Annotated in this window: 1 protein-coding gene and 1 pseudogene; both read left to right on the top strand. The window is 76.0% G+C overall.

Translation table 11 applies throughout. The annotated features are described in order from the left end of the window. Window positions 1-64: 64 nt before the first annotated feature. Window positions 65-6664: pseudogene (locus H7H31_RS09540) on the top strand (type I polyketide synthase); the annotation flags it as partial. Between the two features lie 36 nt (window positions 6665-6700). Continuing rightward, the gene (locus H7H31_RS09535) at window positions 6701-16678 is read left to right on the top strand and encodes a type I polyketide synthase (protein WP_187117864.1); all 9978 of its coding nucleotides are present in this window, start codon (window positions 6701-6703) and stop codon (window positions 16676-16678) included. The last annotated feature ends 22 nt before the right edge of the window (window positions 16679-16700 follow it).

The following is a 16700-nucleotide window of genomic DNA, read 5'->3' as shown; positions in this document are numbered from 1 at the left end:
CGGTGCCCTGCGCAGCTCGCTCAAGGAGGTCGAGCGGCTGCGCCGCGAGAAGGCGGAGGCCGCCGCGCGCGCCACCGAGCCCATCGCGATCGTCGGCATGGCCTGCCGCTACCCGGGCGGCGTGCGCGGCCCGGAGGACCTGTGGGACCTCGTCGCCGGCGGCACCGACGCCGTGTCGGCCTTCCCCACCGACCGTGGCTGGGACCTGGAGAAGCTGTTCGACCAGGACCCGGACGCCAGCGGCAAGAGCTACGTCAACCAGGGCGGCTTCCTGGACGGGGCCGACCAGTTCGACGCCGGCTTCTTCGGCATCTCGCCGCGCGAGGCCCTGGCCATGGACCCGCAGCAGCGGGTGCTCCTGGAGACCGCGTGGGAGGCCGTCGAGCGCGGCGGCATCGACCCCACGACGCTGGCCGGCACCGCCACCGGCGTCTACGCCGGGATCATGTACCACGACTACGGGGCGGCCATCGGCGAAGTGCCCCGGGACGTCGAGGGGTTCGTCGGCATCGGCAACGCGGGCAGCGTGCTCTCCGGCCGCGTCGCCTACACCCTCGGCCTCGAAGGCCCGGCCGTCACGCTGGACACCGCCTGCTCCTCGTCGCTGGTGGCCGTGCACCTCGCGGCCCAGTCGCTGCGCCGTGGCGAGTGCTCGCTGGCGCTCGCGGGCGGCGTGACGGTGCTCGCGACGCCCGAGGTGTACGTCGAGTTCAGCCGCCAGCGCGGGCTGTCGCACGACGGGCGGTGCAAGTCCTTCGCCGCGGCGGCCGACGGCACCGGCTGGTCCGAGGGCTCGGGCATGCTGCTCCTGGAGCGGCTCTCCGACGCGCGGCGCAACGGCCGCCGCGTGCTGGCCGTCATCCGTGGCACCGCCGTCAACCAGGACGGCGCCTCCAGCGGCCTGACCGCCCCCAACGGCCCGGCGCAACAGCGCGTCATCCGCCAGGCCCTGGCGGACGCCGGGCTCGCGGCGGCGGACGTGGACGCCGTGGAGGCGCACGGCACGGGCACCACCCTCGGCGACCCGATCGAGGCGCAGGCCCTGCTCGCCACGTACGGCAGGGACCGCGCCCCCGAGCGCCCGCTGTGGCTGGGTTCGCTCAAGTCCAACATCGGGCACGCGCAGGCGGCGGCCGGCGTCGGCGGCGTCATCAAGATGGTGCAGGCGATGCGGCACGGGCTGCTGCCCAGGACGCTGCACGTGGACGAGCCGACCCCGAAGGTGGACTGGGCCCAGGGCGGCCTGGAACTGCTCACCGAGGCGCGCGAGTGGCCGCACACCGGCGCGCCGCGCCGGGCCGCCGTCTCCTCGTTCGGCGTCAGCGGCACCAACACCCACGTGATCATCGAGGCCCCCACGGAGACGGACGCCCAGCCGGGCAGCACGGCACCGGTCAGCACGGAGCCGGGCGCGGAGCCGAGCACGGAGCCGGGCACGGAGCGCGTGCCCGGCGCGGCCGGTGGGGCGGCGTCACCCGTCGTCCCGTGGGTCATCTCGGCCCGTAGCCCGCGGGCGCTGCGCGGGCAGGCGGAGCGGCTGCGCGACTTCGCCGCGGCCCGCCCCGACCTCGCGGACGCCGACATCGCCGCCTCGCTGCTGCACACCCGCACCCGCTTCGACCACCGCGCCGTCGCCGTCGCCGGCGACCGCACGGGCCTGCTCGACGCCCTGGCGGCGCTCGCCGCCGACACCGAGGCCCCCGGCGCCGTGCGCGGCGCCGTCCGCGCCGGCGGCGCCCGCCGCACCGCGCTGCTGTTCGGTGGGCAGGGGAGCCAGCGCCTGGGGATGGGGCGTGGGTTGTACGCGGCGTTCCCGGTGTTCGCCGAGGCGTGGGACGCGGTGGTGGCGGAGTTGGACGGTGCGCTGCCGCGTCCGTTGGGCGAGGTGGTGTGGGGCGAGGACGCGGCGGTGTTGGAGCGTACCGAGTACGCCCAGCCGGCCCTGTTCACCTTCGAGGTGGCGCTGTTCCGACTGGTGGAGTCGTGGGGCGTGGCCCCGGAGTGCGTCGCCGGCCACTCGGTGGGCGAGATCGCGGCGGCGCATGTCGCCGGGGTGCTGTCGCTGGCCGACGCGTGCCAACTGGTGGCCGCACGCGGCCGGTTGATGCAGGCGTTGCCGACCGGCGGGGCGATGTTGGCGGTTCAGGCGTCGGAGGCGGAGGTGGCCGAGGCGCTGGCCGATCATGCCGACCATGCCGATGAGGTGAGCGTGGCGGCGGTCAACGGGCCGTCGTCGGTGGTGGTCTCGGGCGCGGAGGCGGCGGTCGCGGAACTGGAGGAGCGGTTCCGTGGGCTGGGCCGCCGGGTCAAGCGGTTGCGGGTGAGTCACGCCTTCCACTCCCCGCTGATGGCGCCGATGGTGGACGAGTTCCGCACCGTGGTCTCCGGACTCGCCTTCGGTAAGCCCGAGCTTGGCGTGGTGACCACCGGTGGCCGGGTCGACGGCGACTGGAGCGATCCCGAGTACTGGGTGCGGCACGTCAGCGAGCCCGTCCGCTTCCACGACGCCGTACGCCGACTTGTCGCCGACGATCTGGACTTCCTCCTTGAGGTGGGGGCCGACGGGACGCTGACGGCCCTGGCCCAGGACTGCCTGGACGAGGCCGAGGACGGCGCGCCGGTGCGCTGCGCGGCCCTCCTGCACCGGGAGCGGCCCGAGGCGCAGTGCGCCGTGGAGGCCCTGGGCCGGGCCCACGTCAACGGCGTACGGGTGCGGTGGGACGCGCTCGTCGGGCCGGCGCGCACCGTCGAGCTGCCCACCTACGCCTTCCAGCACGAGCGCTACTGGCTGCCGTCGGCCGGCACGCCGGGCGACACCACGGCGCTGGGCCAGGGTGCGGCCGAACACCCGCTGCTGGGTGCCACGGTCGAACTCGCCGACGGCGGCGGGGTGCTGTTGACGGGGCGGATCTCGCTGCACACGCACGGCTGGCTGGCCGGCCACGCGGTGGGCGGCGCGGTGTTGCTGCCCGGCACGGCCTTCGTGGAGCTTGCCGTCCGCGCCGGCGACGAGGTGGGCTGCGGTCGCGTCGAGGAGCTGACGCTCCAGGCCCCGCTGGTGCTGCCGGAACACGGCGGCGTGCGACTCCAGGTCGCCGTCGGCGAGCAGGTGGACGGCGGGGCGCACTCCGTACGGATCTACTCCCGCGCCGACGGGGCGGGCGACGACGCCCCGTGGACCTGTCACGCCAGCGGCACGCTGACCGCCGCCCCCGCCACGGGCGCCGCCGCGTTCGACCTCGCCGCGTGGCCGCCGCCCGGTGCGGAGCCGGTGGACCTGACGGGCTTCTACGACCGGTTGGCGACCATCGGCTCGACGTACGGGCCGCCGTTCCAGGGGCTGCGGGCCGCCTGGCGGCGGGGCGACGAGGTGTTCGCGGAGGTCGCCCTGCCGGACGGCGGCGACGGCGAACCCGAGCGCTTCGGGCTGCACCCGGCGCTGCTCGACTCCGCCCTGCACGGGGCGTTGGTCGACACGCTGGACGGGCCCGGCGCGACGCTGCGGCTGCCGTTCGCCTGGTCGGGCGTCGAGCTGTACGCCTCCGGGGCCGGCGCCGCGCGGGTGCGGCTGACGCCCGTGGGCGAGGGCGCGCTCGGCGTGGAGCTGGCGGACGCCGCCGGCGCGCCGCTGGCCGCCGTCCAGACGCTGGCCACCCGCCCCGTCACCCCCGAGCAACTGCGCGCCGCCACGCCCGACACCACCCGGGACGCCCTGTTCCGGGTGGAGTGGGTGCCGGCGCCCGCCGACCCGCTCGCCCCCGGCGCGGTCCGGGTGGCCCCGCTGGGCGACGGCCGGGACGGCGCGGGCGACGGGGCGCGCGGCGCGCTCGCCGCGCTGGCCGGGCTCGGCGACGACCTGCCCGACGTGGCGCTCTGGCGGGCGCCGGACTCCGAGGACGTACGGGCCCAGGTGACCGGGGCCCTGGAGCTGGTGCGGGCCTGGCTGGCCGACGAGCGGCTGGCCGCCGTCCGGCTCGCCTTCGTGGTCCACGCCGACCACCTCGCCCACGCCGCCGTGGCGGGCCTGGTCCGCTCCGTACAGTCCGAGCACCCGGACCGCTTCCTCCTGGTCGAGCTGGAGCCGCTGCCCGACGGGGCGACGGAGCACGGAGCGACGGGGCACGGAGCGGCGGAGCACGGGGCGACGGGGCACGGGGCGACGGGGCACGGGGCCGAGGCGGACGGGGCGCGTGGCGCGGCCGGGACGGACCCGCGCGAACCCGCCCTGCCCGAGGCCGCGCTGAGCGGCGCCGAGCCGCACGTGCGGGTGCGCGGCGGCGAGGTGTGGGTGCCCCGGCTGGCCCGGGCCGGCGCGGACGGGCGGCTCACCCCGCCCGCCGACGGGCCCTGGCACCTCGACTTCACGGCGGCCGGCACCCTGGAGAACCTGGCCCTGCTGCCGCGCCCCGAGGTGGCCGAACCGCTCGCGCCCGGACAGGTGCGGATCGCCGTGCGCGCCGCCGGCATGAACTTCCGGGACGCGCTGATCGCGCTCGGCATGTACCCGGGCGAGGCCACGCCCTTCCTCGGCGACGAGGCGGCCGGCGTCGTCCTCGCCGTGGGCGACGGCGTACGCGACGTCGCGCCCGGCGACCGGGTGCTGGGCATCGTGCCGCGCGCCTTCGGCCCGCAGGCCGTCACCGACCACCGCCTGTTGGCCCCGCTGCCCGCCGGCTGGTCGTACGAGCAGGGCGCCACCGTGCCGGTGGTGTTCCTGACGGCGTGGATGGGGCTGGTGGACCTGGCCGGGATCGGTCCGGGTGATGCCGTGTTGGTGCACGCGGCGGCCGGTGGTGTGGGCATGGCGGCAGTGCAGTTGGCGAAGTTGCGGGGTGCGGAGGTGTTCGCGACGGCGAGTGAGCCCAAATGGGAGGTGCTGCGTGGGCTCGGGGTTGCCGATGACCACATCGCCTCCTCGCGTTCGCTGGAGTTCCGGGAGCGGTTCCTGGCGGCGACCGGGGGTCGTGGCGTGGACGTGGTGCTCAACTCGCTGGCGGGGGAGTACGTGGACGCCTCGCTCGCTCTCCTGCCGCGCGGTGGGCACTTCCTGGAGATGGGCAAGACCGACATCCGGGAACCCACCGATGTCGCCGCCCGGCACCCCGGCGTGCGCTACCAGACGTTCGACGTCATCGAGGCCGGCCCGGACCGCCTGGGCGCCATGCTCACCGAGGTCGTGGGCCTGCTGGCGCGCGGCGAGCTGACCCCGCTGCCGGTGCGCTCGTGGGACGTGCGCCGCGCGCCGGAGGCGTTCCGCTTCGTCAGTCAGGCCAAGCACGTCGGCAAGGTCGCGCTGACCATGCCCCGCCGCTGGGACGAGCCCGGCACGGTGCTGGTCACCGGCGCCACCGGCGGCCTGGGCCGCCTGGTCGCGCGGCATCTGGCGACGGAGCACGGCGTACGGCACCTGTTGCTGACCAGCCGGCGTGGTCCGGGCGCCGACGGGGCGGACGAACTGCTCGCCGAGTTGCGGAAGGCGGGCGCGGAACCGGAGTTGGTGGCCTGTGACGCGGCCGACCGGGATGCGCTGGCCGCCGTCATCGACGCGATCCCGGCGGACCGCCCGCTGACCGCCGTGGTGCACGTGGCCGGCGTGGTGGATGACGCGCTGGCCGCCTCGCTCACGGACGAGCAGGTGGAGCGGGTGTTGCGGCCCAAGGTGGACGCGGCCCGCAACCTGCACGAGCTGACCGTGGGCCACGACCTGGCCGCGTTCGTCCTCTTCTCCTCCGCCTCCGGCCTCTTCGGCACCCCCGGGCAGGCCAACTACGCGGCGGCCAACGCCTACCTGGACGCGCTCGCCCGGCACCGCGGGGACGACCTGGGGCTGCCCGCCGCCTCGCTGGCCTGGGGCCTGTGGGACCAGGCCAGCACCATGACCGAGCACCTGGACCAGGCCGACCTGGCCCGCGTCGGGCGCTCCGGGGCGCTGGCCCTCACCCCGGCCGAGGGCCTGCGGCTGTTCGACGCGGCGCTCGCCGCTGACGAGCCGCTGCTGGTGCCGATCCGGCTCGACCTGGCGGGCCTGGCCTCGCGCGCGGGCGGCGGCGGTGACGTACCGTCGCTGCTGCGCGGCCTGGTGCGCGCCCCGGCCCGCCGGAGCGCGGCCGGCGCCGCCGCCGAGCAGGCGAACGGCGCGGACGCCCTGCTGCGGAAGCTGTCCGGCGCGCCGCGCGCCGAGCGCGAACGGCTGCTGCTCGACCTGGTACGCACGCACGCCGCGACCGTGCTCGGGCACGCCTCGGCGCAGGCCGTGGAGCCCGAACGGGCCTTCCGCGACGTCGGCTGCGACTCCCTGACGGCCGTCGAGCTGCGCAACCGGATCGGCGCCGCCACCGGCCTGCGGCTGCCAGCGGCGGTGGTCTTCGACCACCCCACGCCGCTCGCGCTCGCCGGCCACCTGGCCGGGCAGCTCGGCGAGGCCACCACGGTGTCCACCCGGGACGCGCTGGGCGAGCTGGACAAGGCGGAGGCCATCCTCGCCGCCCTCGCCGCCGAGGAGACGCTGCGCGGCGAGGTCACCGCCCGCCTGCACACGCTGCTCGCCCGCTGGGGCGGCCAGGGCGGCACGGAGCCCGACGACGGGCCGGACGGCGCCAGCGTGCGGGAGGCCAGCGACGACGAACTCTTCGACCTGCTCGACAACGAACTCGAAACCCCCTGAAGCCGTTTCGGATACTCGGATAGGTGTGACAACCCGGTGAACAACGAAGACAAACTCCGCGATTATCTGAAGCGAGCCACCACCGACCTCCGCACCGCCCGTCGCCGCATCGCGGAGATGGAGCAGCGCGACCAGGAGCCCATCGCGATCGTCGGCATGGCCTGCCGCTACCCGGGCGGCGTGCGCTCGCCCGAGGACATGTGGCACCTGATCACCGACGTGGCCGAGCCGGGCGACGGAGCCGTACGGAGCGACGACGGAGCCGTACGGAGCGAGGACCGGGCCACCGGGAGCGGTGCGGGTGCGACGGCGATCACGCCGTTCCCCGAGGACCGGGGTTGGGACACCGACGCCCTGTACGACCCGGAGCTGTCCACGCCGGGCACCAGCTACGTGCGCGAGGGCGGGTTCCTGCACGACGCGGCCGAGTTCGACGCGGAGTTCTTCGGCATCTCGCCGCGCGAGGCCCTGGCCATGGACCCGCAGCAGCGGCTGCTCCTGGAGACGTCCTGGGAGGTGCTGGAGCGGGCCGGGATCGACCCGTCGTCGGTGGCGGGCAGCGACGGCGGCGTCTTCATGGGCGCCGGCCACCCCGGGTACGGCGTCTTCGGCCGCACCGCGCCGGAGATCATCGAGGGTTACGGGATGACCGGCAAGGCCGCGAGCGTCATCTCGGGCCGGGTCTCGTACACCCTCGGCCTTGAGGGCCCGGCCGTCACCGTGGACACCGCCTGTTCCTCGTCGCTGGTGGCCCTGCACCTGGCCGTGCAGGCGCTGCGCAAGGGCGAGTGCTCGTTCGCCCTCGCGGGCGGCGTGACGGTGATGCCCACGCCGGAGTTGTTCGTCGAGTTCAGCCGGCAGCGCGGCCTCGCGGCCGACGGCCGGTGCAAGTCGTTCGCCGCGGCGGCCGACGGCACCGGGTGGTCCGAGGGCGTGGGCGTGCTGCTCGTGGAGCGGCTCTCCGACGCGCGCAGGAACGGTCACCAGGTGCTGGCGGTGGTACGGGGCTCCGCCGTGAACCAGGACGGCGCCAGCAACGGCCTCACCGCCCCCAACGGGCCCTCGCAGGAACGCGTCATCCGGCAGGCCCTGGCCGACGCGCGACTCGGCGTCGGCGACGTGGACGCGGTGGAGGCGCACGGCACCGGCACCCGGCTCGGCGACCCCATCGAGGCGCACGCCCTGCTCGCCACGTACGGGCAGCGCGCGCCCGGCGCCGACCCGGTCCGACTCGGCTCCCTCAAGTCCAACATCGGGCACACCCAGGCGGCGGCCGGCGTCGGCGGCGTCATCAAGATGGTGCTGGCCATGCGGCACGCGCTGCTGCCCAGGACACTGCACGTGGACGCGCCGACGCCGCACGTGGACTGGACGTCGGGCGCCGTCGAACTCCTCACCGAGGCCCGCGACTGGCCCCGGTCCGACGCCCCGCGCCGGGCCGCCGTCTCCTCGTTCGGCGTCAGCGGCACCAACGCCCACGTCATCCTCGAAGAGCCGCCGTCGGCCGGCGCCCCGGAAGAGGCCGGCGCCACCGCCCCGGACGCCGCCGAAGCGACCACCCCGGCACCGGCCACCACGCCCGCCAACGGGTCCGTCCCGTGGCCCGTCTCCGGCAAGAACCCGGTCGCGCTCCGCGCGCAGGCGGGCCGGCTCCGCGCCTACCTCGCCGACCGCCCCGAGGCCGACGCCCGCGATGTCGCCTTCTCCCTGGCGACCACGCGCGCCGACCTGGAACACCGCGCCGTGGTGGTCGCGGACGACCGCGCCGCGCTCCTCGACGGCCTCACCGCCCTCGCCCAGGGCCGCCCCACCCCCCACGTCACCACCGGCGTGACCACCGGCGGCGCCCGCAACCAGGTCTTCGTCTTCCCGGGGCAGGGCGCCCAGTGGGTCGGCATGGCAAGGGAGTTGATGGCGTCGGCTCCGGTGTTCGCGGAGTCGATGGCGCGGTGTGGTGAGGCGTTGGCCCCGTTCGTTGACTGGGACTTCGCGGCCGAGGTGGATGGTTCGCTGGAGCGGGTGGATGTGGTGCAGCCCGTCTCGTGGGCGGTGATGGTGTCGCTGGCTGAGCTGTGGCGTTCGTACGGGGTTGAGCCGGCGGCCGTGGTGGGTCACTCGCAGGGTGAGATCGCCGCGGCGGTGGTCGCCGGGGCGTTGTCGCTGGAGGACGGGGCGCGCGTGGTGGCGCTCCGTTCCAAGGTGATCGGCGAGCGTCTTGCCGGTAAGGGCGGGATGGTCTCGCTCGGCCTGTCCCGCTCCGAGGCGGAGGAGCGGATCGCTCCGTACGGCGCGCGCATCGCGGTCGCGGCTGTGAACGGTGCGGCTTCTACGGTGGTTGCCGGTGAGCCTGCCGCCCTCGATGAATTGATCGCCGGCTGTGAGGCCGGTGAGGTGCGGGCCAAGCGCATCCCCGTGGACTATGCCTCGCATACCCCGCAGGTGGAGTCGATCCGGGACGAGCTGTTGCGCGTCCTGGCCGAGGTGGCGCCGCGCTCGGCCGAGGTGCCGTTCTACTCCACGGTGGAGGCCGAGCCCGTGGACACGGCGGGGTTGGACGCCGCGTACTGGGTGCGCAACCTGCGGCAGGAGGTGCGGTTCGGGCCGGCGGTTGAGCGGTTGATCGCGGATGGCTTCGGGGTGTTCGTGGAGTGTGCGGCGCATCCGGTGTTGTCGATGAGCGTCCAGGAGACGGCCGGTGCGGACGCGTCGGTGACCACCGTGGGGTCGTTGCGGCGTGATGACGGTGGGCTGGAGCGGTACGTGGCCTCGCTCGCCGAGGCGCATGTGGCGGGCGTACGGGTGGACTGGACGCCGCTGCTGGCCGGGGCCCGCGCCGTAGAGTTGCCGACGTACGCCTTCCAGCGCGAACGGTACTGGCTCGACGCGACCGACGCCGAGGCCACGGCGAACGCGACGGCGCTGCCCCGGGACGAGGTGGAGGAGCGGTTCTGGGCGGCCGTCGAGCGCGAGGACCTGGAGGAGTTGGCGGCGACGCTGGGCGTCGAGAGCGGGCCCGACGGGCTCGGCTCGGTACTGCCGGCCCTCGCCACCTGGCGGCGGCAGCACCGTGAGCGCTCCGTCATCGACTCCTGGCGCTACCGCGTCACCTGGCAGCCCCTCGCCACCCCGGACACGCCCGTCCTGTCCGGCACCTGGCTGCTGGTGCTCCCGGCCGCCGGCACCGCCGACGCGCAGGCCGAGCCCGCGCCGGGGGCGGCCGACGCCGCGTACGCCTGGCCCGAGGGGTCGCGCGGCGGCTGGGCCACCGGCGCCGCGCACGCCCTGGAGCGGGCCGGGGCGCGCGTCGTCGCGCTGACCGTCGACCCGGCGACCACCGACCGCGCCGCGCTCGCCGACGCCCTCCGGGCCGCCTGCGCGGACGTCACCGACCTGGTCGGGGTGCTCGCGCTGACCGCCGTGGACGAACGCCCGCTGCCCGGTCACACCGCCCTCACCCGAGGCCACGCCGCCACCCTGCGCCTCGTACAGGCCCTCGGCGACGGCGGGTTCGACGCGCCGTTGTGGTGCGCCACCGAGTCCGCGATGGCCACCGACGAGCGGGAGCGCGTACGGGGCGCGGCCCAGGCCCAGGTCTGGGGACTCGGCCGGGTGGTCGCCCTGGAGCAGTCCCGTACCTGGGGCGGCCTCGTCGACCTGCCCGCCGCCGTGGACGAGCGCGCCCAGACCGCGCTGGCCGCCTGCCTGACCGGCATCGACGGCGAGGACCAACTCGCCGTCCGCCCGGGCGGCGTGCGGGCGCGCCGACTCGTGCGCGCCGCCGCGTCCGCCCCGGAGCGCACCGACGGGGGCTGGGCCCCGCGCGGCACCACCCTCGTGACCGGCGGCACCGGCGCGCTCGGCGCGCACGTCGCCCGCTGGCTCGCCCGCAACGGGGCCGAGCACCTGCTCCTCGTCAGCCGCCGGGGCGCCGACGCGCCCGGCGCGGCCGAGCTGGAGCGCGAGCTGACCGAACTCGGCGCCCGCGTCACCCTCGCGGCCTGCGACATCGCCGAGCGGGACGAGTTGGCCGCGCTGCTGGCCACCGTGCCCGCCGAGCACCCGCTGACCTCCGTCGTACACACCGCCGCGGTCCTGGACGACGGCATGGTCGACGGGCTCACCGACGCGCGCGTGGAGCGCGTGCTGCGGGTCAAGGCGCGCGGCGCGGAGAACCTGCACGAGCTGACCCGCGACCTCGACCTGTCGGCGTTCGTCCTCTTCTCGTCCTTCACCGCCGTCCTCGGCACCCCCGGCCTGGGCAACTACGCCCCGGGCAACGCCCACCTGGACGCGCTCGCCGAGGTGCGCCGCGCCCAGGGCCTGCCCGCGACCGCCGTCGCCTGGGGCACCTGGGCCGGCTCCGGCATGGCCGAGGGCGAGGTGGGGGAGCGGGCGCGCCGGCACGGCGTGTTCGCCATGGACCCGGAGGCGGCCACCACCGCGCTCCAGGGAACCCTGGACGGTGGCGAGACCAACGCCGTCGTCATCGACATGCGCTGGGACCGGTTCGCCGTCGTCTTCACCACGGAGCGGCCCAGCCGCCTCCTGGAGGGCGTGCCGGAGGCCCGCGCCGCGCTCGCCGCCCTCGCGTCGGCGGCCACCGCCCCGGCGGCCGAGGCCGACGGGGCGCCCGGCGGGCTCGCAGCGCGCATCGCCGCCCTGCCCCGGGCCGACGCCGAGCGCGAGCTGACCGACCTGGTCCGGGCCGACGCCGCCGCCGTACTCGGCCACGGCACGCCCGCCGCCGTCGACCCGGGCCGCGCCTTCCGGCAGATCGGCTTCGACTCGCTGACCGCCGTCGAACTGCGCAACCGGCTGATCACCCGCACCGGCCTCAAACTGCCCGCCACGCTGGTCTTCGACTACCCGAACCCGGCCGCGCTCGCCGCGCACCTGGCCGCCGAACTCGCCGGCGAGCAGGCCACCGGCGCGCTCCCGGCCCCCGGCGCTCGCACCGGCTCCGGCTCCGGCTCCGATGACGATCCGATCGCCATCGTCGGCATGGCCTGCCGCTTCCCCGGCGGCATCAGCTCGCCCGACGACCTGTGGGACCTGGTCACCGCCGGCGGCGACGCCATCTCGCCGCTGCCCGGCGGGCGCGGCTGGGACGTGGAGGGCCTGTACGACCCGAACCCGGACGCGCCCGGCAGGACGTACGTGCGCGAGGGCGGGTTCCTGCACGAGGCCGCCGAGTTCGACGCGGAGTTCTTCGGCATCTCGCCCCGCGAGGCGCTGGCCATGGACCCGCAGCAGCGGCTGCTCCTGGAGACGTCCTGGGAGGCACTGGAGCGCGCGGGCATCGACCCCGGCACCCTGCGCGGCACCCACACCGGGGTGTTCACCGGCCTGACCCACTACGCGTACGGCGACGGAGCGGGCGACGGCGCCGAGGGCTACCGGATGACCGGCAACACCGCCAGCGTCGCCTCCGGCCGCATCGCCTACACCCTCGGCCTCGAAGGCCCCGCCGTCACCCTGGACACGGCCTGCTCGTCGTCCCTGGTGGCGCTGCACCTGGCCGCGCAGGCGCTGCGCAACGGCGAGTGCGCTCTCGCGCTGGCCGGCGGCGTCACGGTCATGTCGACGCCCGCGGCGTTCACCGAGTTCAGCCGGCAGCGCGGGCTGTCGGCCGACGGCCGCTGCCGGGCGTTCGCCGCCGACGCGGACGGCTTCGGGCTCGCCGAGGGCGTGGGCGTGCTCCTCGTCGAGCGGCTCTCGGACGCCCGCCGCAACGGCCACCGGGTACTCGCGGTGGTGCGCGGCTCGGCCATCAACCAGGACGGCGCCAGCAACGGCCTCACCGCCCCCAACGGCCCCTCGCAACAGCGCGTCATCCGCCAGGCGTTGGCCAACGCGGGCCTGGACGCCCACGAGGTGGACGCGGTGGAGGCCCACGGCACCGGCACCACGCTCGGCGACCCGATCGAGGCCCAGGCCCTGCTCGCGACGTACGGGCGCGGCCGGGAGGCGGACCAGCCGCTGTGGCTCGGCTCGGTGAAGTCCAACATCGGGCACGCGCAGGCCGCCGCCGGAGCCGCCGGAGTGATCAAGATGGTGCAGGCGCTGCGGCACGGGCTGCTGCCCAAGACGCTGCACGTCGCACAGGCGACGCCCGAGGTGGACTGGTCCACCGGCGCCGTCGCCCTGCTCACCGACCACACCGACTGGCCGGCCACCGACCGCCCGCGCCGCGCCGCCGTCTCCTCCTTCGGCCTGAGCGGCACCAACGCCCACGTCGTACTGGAGCAGGCCCCGGACGCGCCCGCCGCGCCCGCCCCGGCGCTGACGCCGGCGCTGCCGTCCGAGGAGGCGCCGCTGCCCTGGTTGCTGTCCGCCAAGAGCCCCGCCGCCCTGCGCGGCCAGGCGGAGCGACTGCTTGAGGCGCTGGCGTCCCGCCCCGACCTGGCCGCCGCCGACGTGGCCCACTCGCTCGCCACGGAGCGGGCCCACTTCCCGCACCGCGCCGCCGTCATCGGCACCGACCGGGCCACCCTCACCGCCGCCCTGACCGCCCTCGCCCACCAACAACCCGCCCCCCACCTCGTACAGGGCCAGGCCACCGCCCACGGCAAGACCACCTTCGTCTTCCCGGGGCAGGGTGCGCAGTGGGTGGGTATGGCGCGGGAGTTGATGGCGTCGGCTCCGGTGTTCGCGGAGTCGATGGCGCGGTGTGGTGAGGCGTTGGCCCCGTTCGTTGACTGGGACTTCGCGGCTGAGGTGGATGGTTCGCTGGAGCGGGTCGATGTGGTGCAGCCCGTTTCGTGGGCGGTGATGGTTTCCCTCGCGGAGCTGTGGCGTTCGTACGGGGTTGAGCCGGCGGCCGTGGTGGGTCACTCGCAGGGTGAGATCGCCGCGGCGGTGGTCGCCGGGGCGTTGTCGCTGGATGACGGGGCGCGCGTGGTGGCGCTCCGTTCCAAGGTGATCGGCGAACGGCTCGCCGGCAAGGGCGGGATGGTCTCGCTCGGCCTGCCGCGTGCGGAGGCGGAGGAGCGGATCGCCCCGTACGGTGCGCGCATCGCGGTCGCCGCCGTCAACGGTGCGGCGTCCACGGTGGTTGCCGGTGAGCCCGCCGCCCTTGACGAGTTGATCGCCGGCTGCGAGGCCGATGAGGTGCGGGCCAAGCGCATCCCCGTGGACTATGCCTCGCATACGCCGCAGGTGGAGTCGATCCGGGACGAGCTGTTGCGCGTCTTGGATGGCGTGGCGCCGCGTACCGCCGACATCCCGCTGTACTCCACGGTCGAGGCGGAGCCGGTGGACACGGCGGGGCTCGACGCCGCGTACTGGGTGCGCAACCTGCGGCAGGAGGTGCGGTTCGGGCCGGCGGTTGAGCGGTTGATCGCGGATGGCTTCGGGGTGTTCGTGGAGTGCGCGGCGCATCCGGTGCTGTCGATGAGCGTCCAGGAGACGGCCGGTTCGGACGCGTCGGTGACCACCGTCGGGTCGTTGCGGCGTGATGACGGTGGGCTGGATCGGTACGTGGCCTCACTGGCCGAGGCGCATGTGGCGGGCGTACGGGTGGACTGGACGCCGCTGCTGGCCGGGGCGCGGTCGGTGGAGTTGCCGACGTACGCCTTCCAGCGCCGTCACTACTGGCTGGAGAGCCAGGTCGCGGACGGGGCGGCGACCGGTGCGCCGCAGGACGCGGTGGAGGAGCGGTTCTGGGCCGCCGTCGAGCGCGAGGACCTGGCGGAGCTGACGGCGACGCTGGGCGCGGACGGGGGCCAGGAGGAGTTGGGCGCGGTGCTGCCGGCCCTCGCCGCCTGGCGGCGGCAGCGCCGTGAGCGCTCCGTCATCGACTCCTGGCGCTACCGGGCCGCCTGGCGGCAGCAGACCGAACTGGCGAAGCTCCCGGCCGCGCTGACGGGCACCTGGCTGGTGGTGCTGCCCGCCCCGTACGCCGCCGATCCGCTGGCGGCCGGGGTGCTGCGCGCCATGGGCGAGCGCGGGGCCGAGCCGCTGCGGCTGGTGGTGGACGCCGCCGACGCGCAGCGCGAGAAGCTCGCCGCGCGGATCGCCGAGGCCGCCGGGGACGCCGCCGAACTGGCCGGCGTGGTCTCCCTGTGGGCGCTGGACGAGGCCCCGCACCCGGAGCACGCGGGCACCTCGGCGGGCGCCGTCGGCACGCTCGCCCTGCTCCAGGCGCTGGGCGACCTGACCACGGGGCGCGGAGCCACCAACGGAGCCACCAACGGAGCGGTCGACGGCGCCACCGACGGAGCGGTTGACGGTGCCGGCGGCGGCGCGGCGGACGGGGCCGGCCGGGCCGGTGGGCTCGGGGCCGGCGCGCGGCTGTGGTGCGTGACCCGGGGCGCGGTCGCCGCGACCGCGACCGACCGCTCCGTGAGCGCGCTCCAGGCGCAGGTGTGGGGCCTCGGTCGGGTCGCCGCGCTGGAGCAGCCCCGGCTGTGGGGCGGGCTCATCGACCTGCCCGCGGCCGACGAGGGCGTAGCGACGGACACCGCCGTACGGGACGAGAAGACCCTGCGGCTGCTGTGCGCGGTGCTGGCCGGCGACGGTGCCGGCGAGGACCAGCTCGCGCTGCGCGCCGCCGGCCCGCTCGCGCGGCGCATGGTGCGCGCGCCGCTGGCCGACCGGAGCGCCCCGCGCGCCTGGCAGCCGCGCGGCACCGTGCTCGTCACCGGCGGCACCGGTGGCATCGGCGGCCACCTGGCGCGCTGGCTGGCCGACCGTGGCGCCGAGCACCTGGTGCTGACCAGCCGCAAGGGCCGGGACGCGGTGGGCGCCGCCGAGTTGGAGGCCGACCTGCGGGGGCGCGGCGCGCGGGTGACCATCGCCGCCTGCGACGTGTCCGACCGGGACGCGCTGGCCGCCCTCGTGGACGGGCTGGCACGCGACGGCAGCCCCGTACGCGCCGTCGTGCACACCGCGGCCCACATCGAGCTGGGCACCATCGCCGAGACGACCGCCGAGCGGTACGCGGAGGTGTGCCGGGCCAAGACGCTCGGCGCCGACCACCTGGACGCCCTGTTCGCCACGGACACGCTGGACGCGTTCGTGCTGTTCTCCTCGATCGCCGGGTTCTGGGGCAGCGGCGAGCACGGCGCGTACGCGGCGGCCAACGCCCACCTCGACGCGCTCGCCGAGGACCGCAGGGCACGCGGCCTGCCCGGCACGGCCGTCTCCTGGGGCATCTGGGACGCGGCCAACGACTGGGACGAGCGCAACACGGAGCTGCGCACCCTGAAGAACGAGCGCTCCAGCCGGCACGGCCTGCCGCTGCTCGACAAGGACCTGGCGTTCACCGCGCTGCGACAGGTGCTCGACCACGACGAGACGTTCGTGGCCGTCGCCGACGTGGAGTGGGACCGGTTCGTGCCGCTGTTCACCATGGCCAGGCCCAGCCGCCTCATCGACGAGGTGCCCGAGGCGCGCCGGGTGCTGGCCGCAGCGGAGTCGGCGGACGGCGCCGACGACGCGGCCGACGCCGACGCGACGCCGCTGCTCGCCGGCCTGGCCGGCAGGAGCCGCGGCGAACAGGACCACGCGCTCCAGGAGTTGGTGCGCACCCAGGCCGCCGCCGTGCTCGGGCACGCGGACGGCGGTGCGGCCATCGACGCCCACCGTGCCTTCCGCGAGCTGGGCTTCGACTCGCTCACCGCCGTCGAGCTGCGCAACCGGCTCGGCGCGGCCACCGGGTTGAAGCTGCCCGCCACGCTCGTCTTCGACTTCCCCACGCCGCTCGCGCTGGCCCGCAGGCTGCGCGCCGAGCTGCTGCCGGAGGACGCGGACGGCGACGGGGCCGCGCGCCCCGTCCTCGGTGAGCTGGACCGGCTTGAGGAGACCCTGGCCGGTCTCGCCGCCGACGGCGCCACCCACGACACGATCGCCAAGCGGCTCCAGGACCTGCTGTGGAAGTGGACCGAGGCCGCGCCCGGCGCCACCGCGCGGCCGGCACCGGCGGCCGTCCCCGACCACGAGGCCACGCACGTCGCGTCGGCCACCGCCGACGAGATGTTCGCCCTGATCGACCGGGAGCTCGGTACGACCTGATTCCGAAACGCCGGATTCCGGA

Origin of the sequence: Streptomyces buecherae (assembly GCF_014295035.1) — a bacterium.
Taxonomy (GTDB): domain Bacteria; phylum Actinomycetota; class Actinomycetes; order Streptomycetales; family Streptomycetaceae; genus Streptomyces; species Streptomyces youssoufiensis.
The sequence above is the reverse complement of the archived record's forward strand: the minus strand, read 5'-3'. Positions and strand labels throughout refer to the sequence as shown.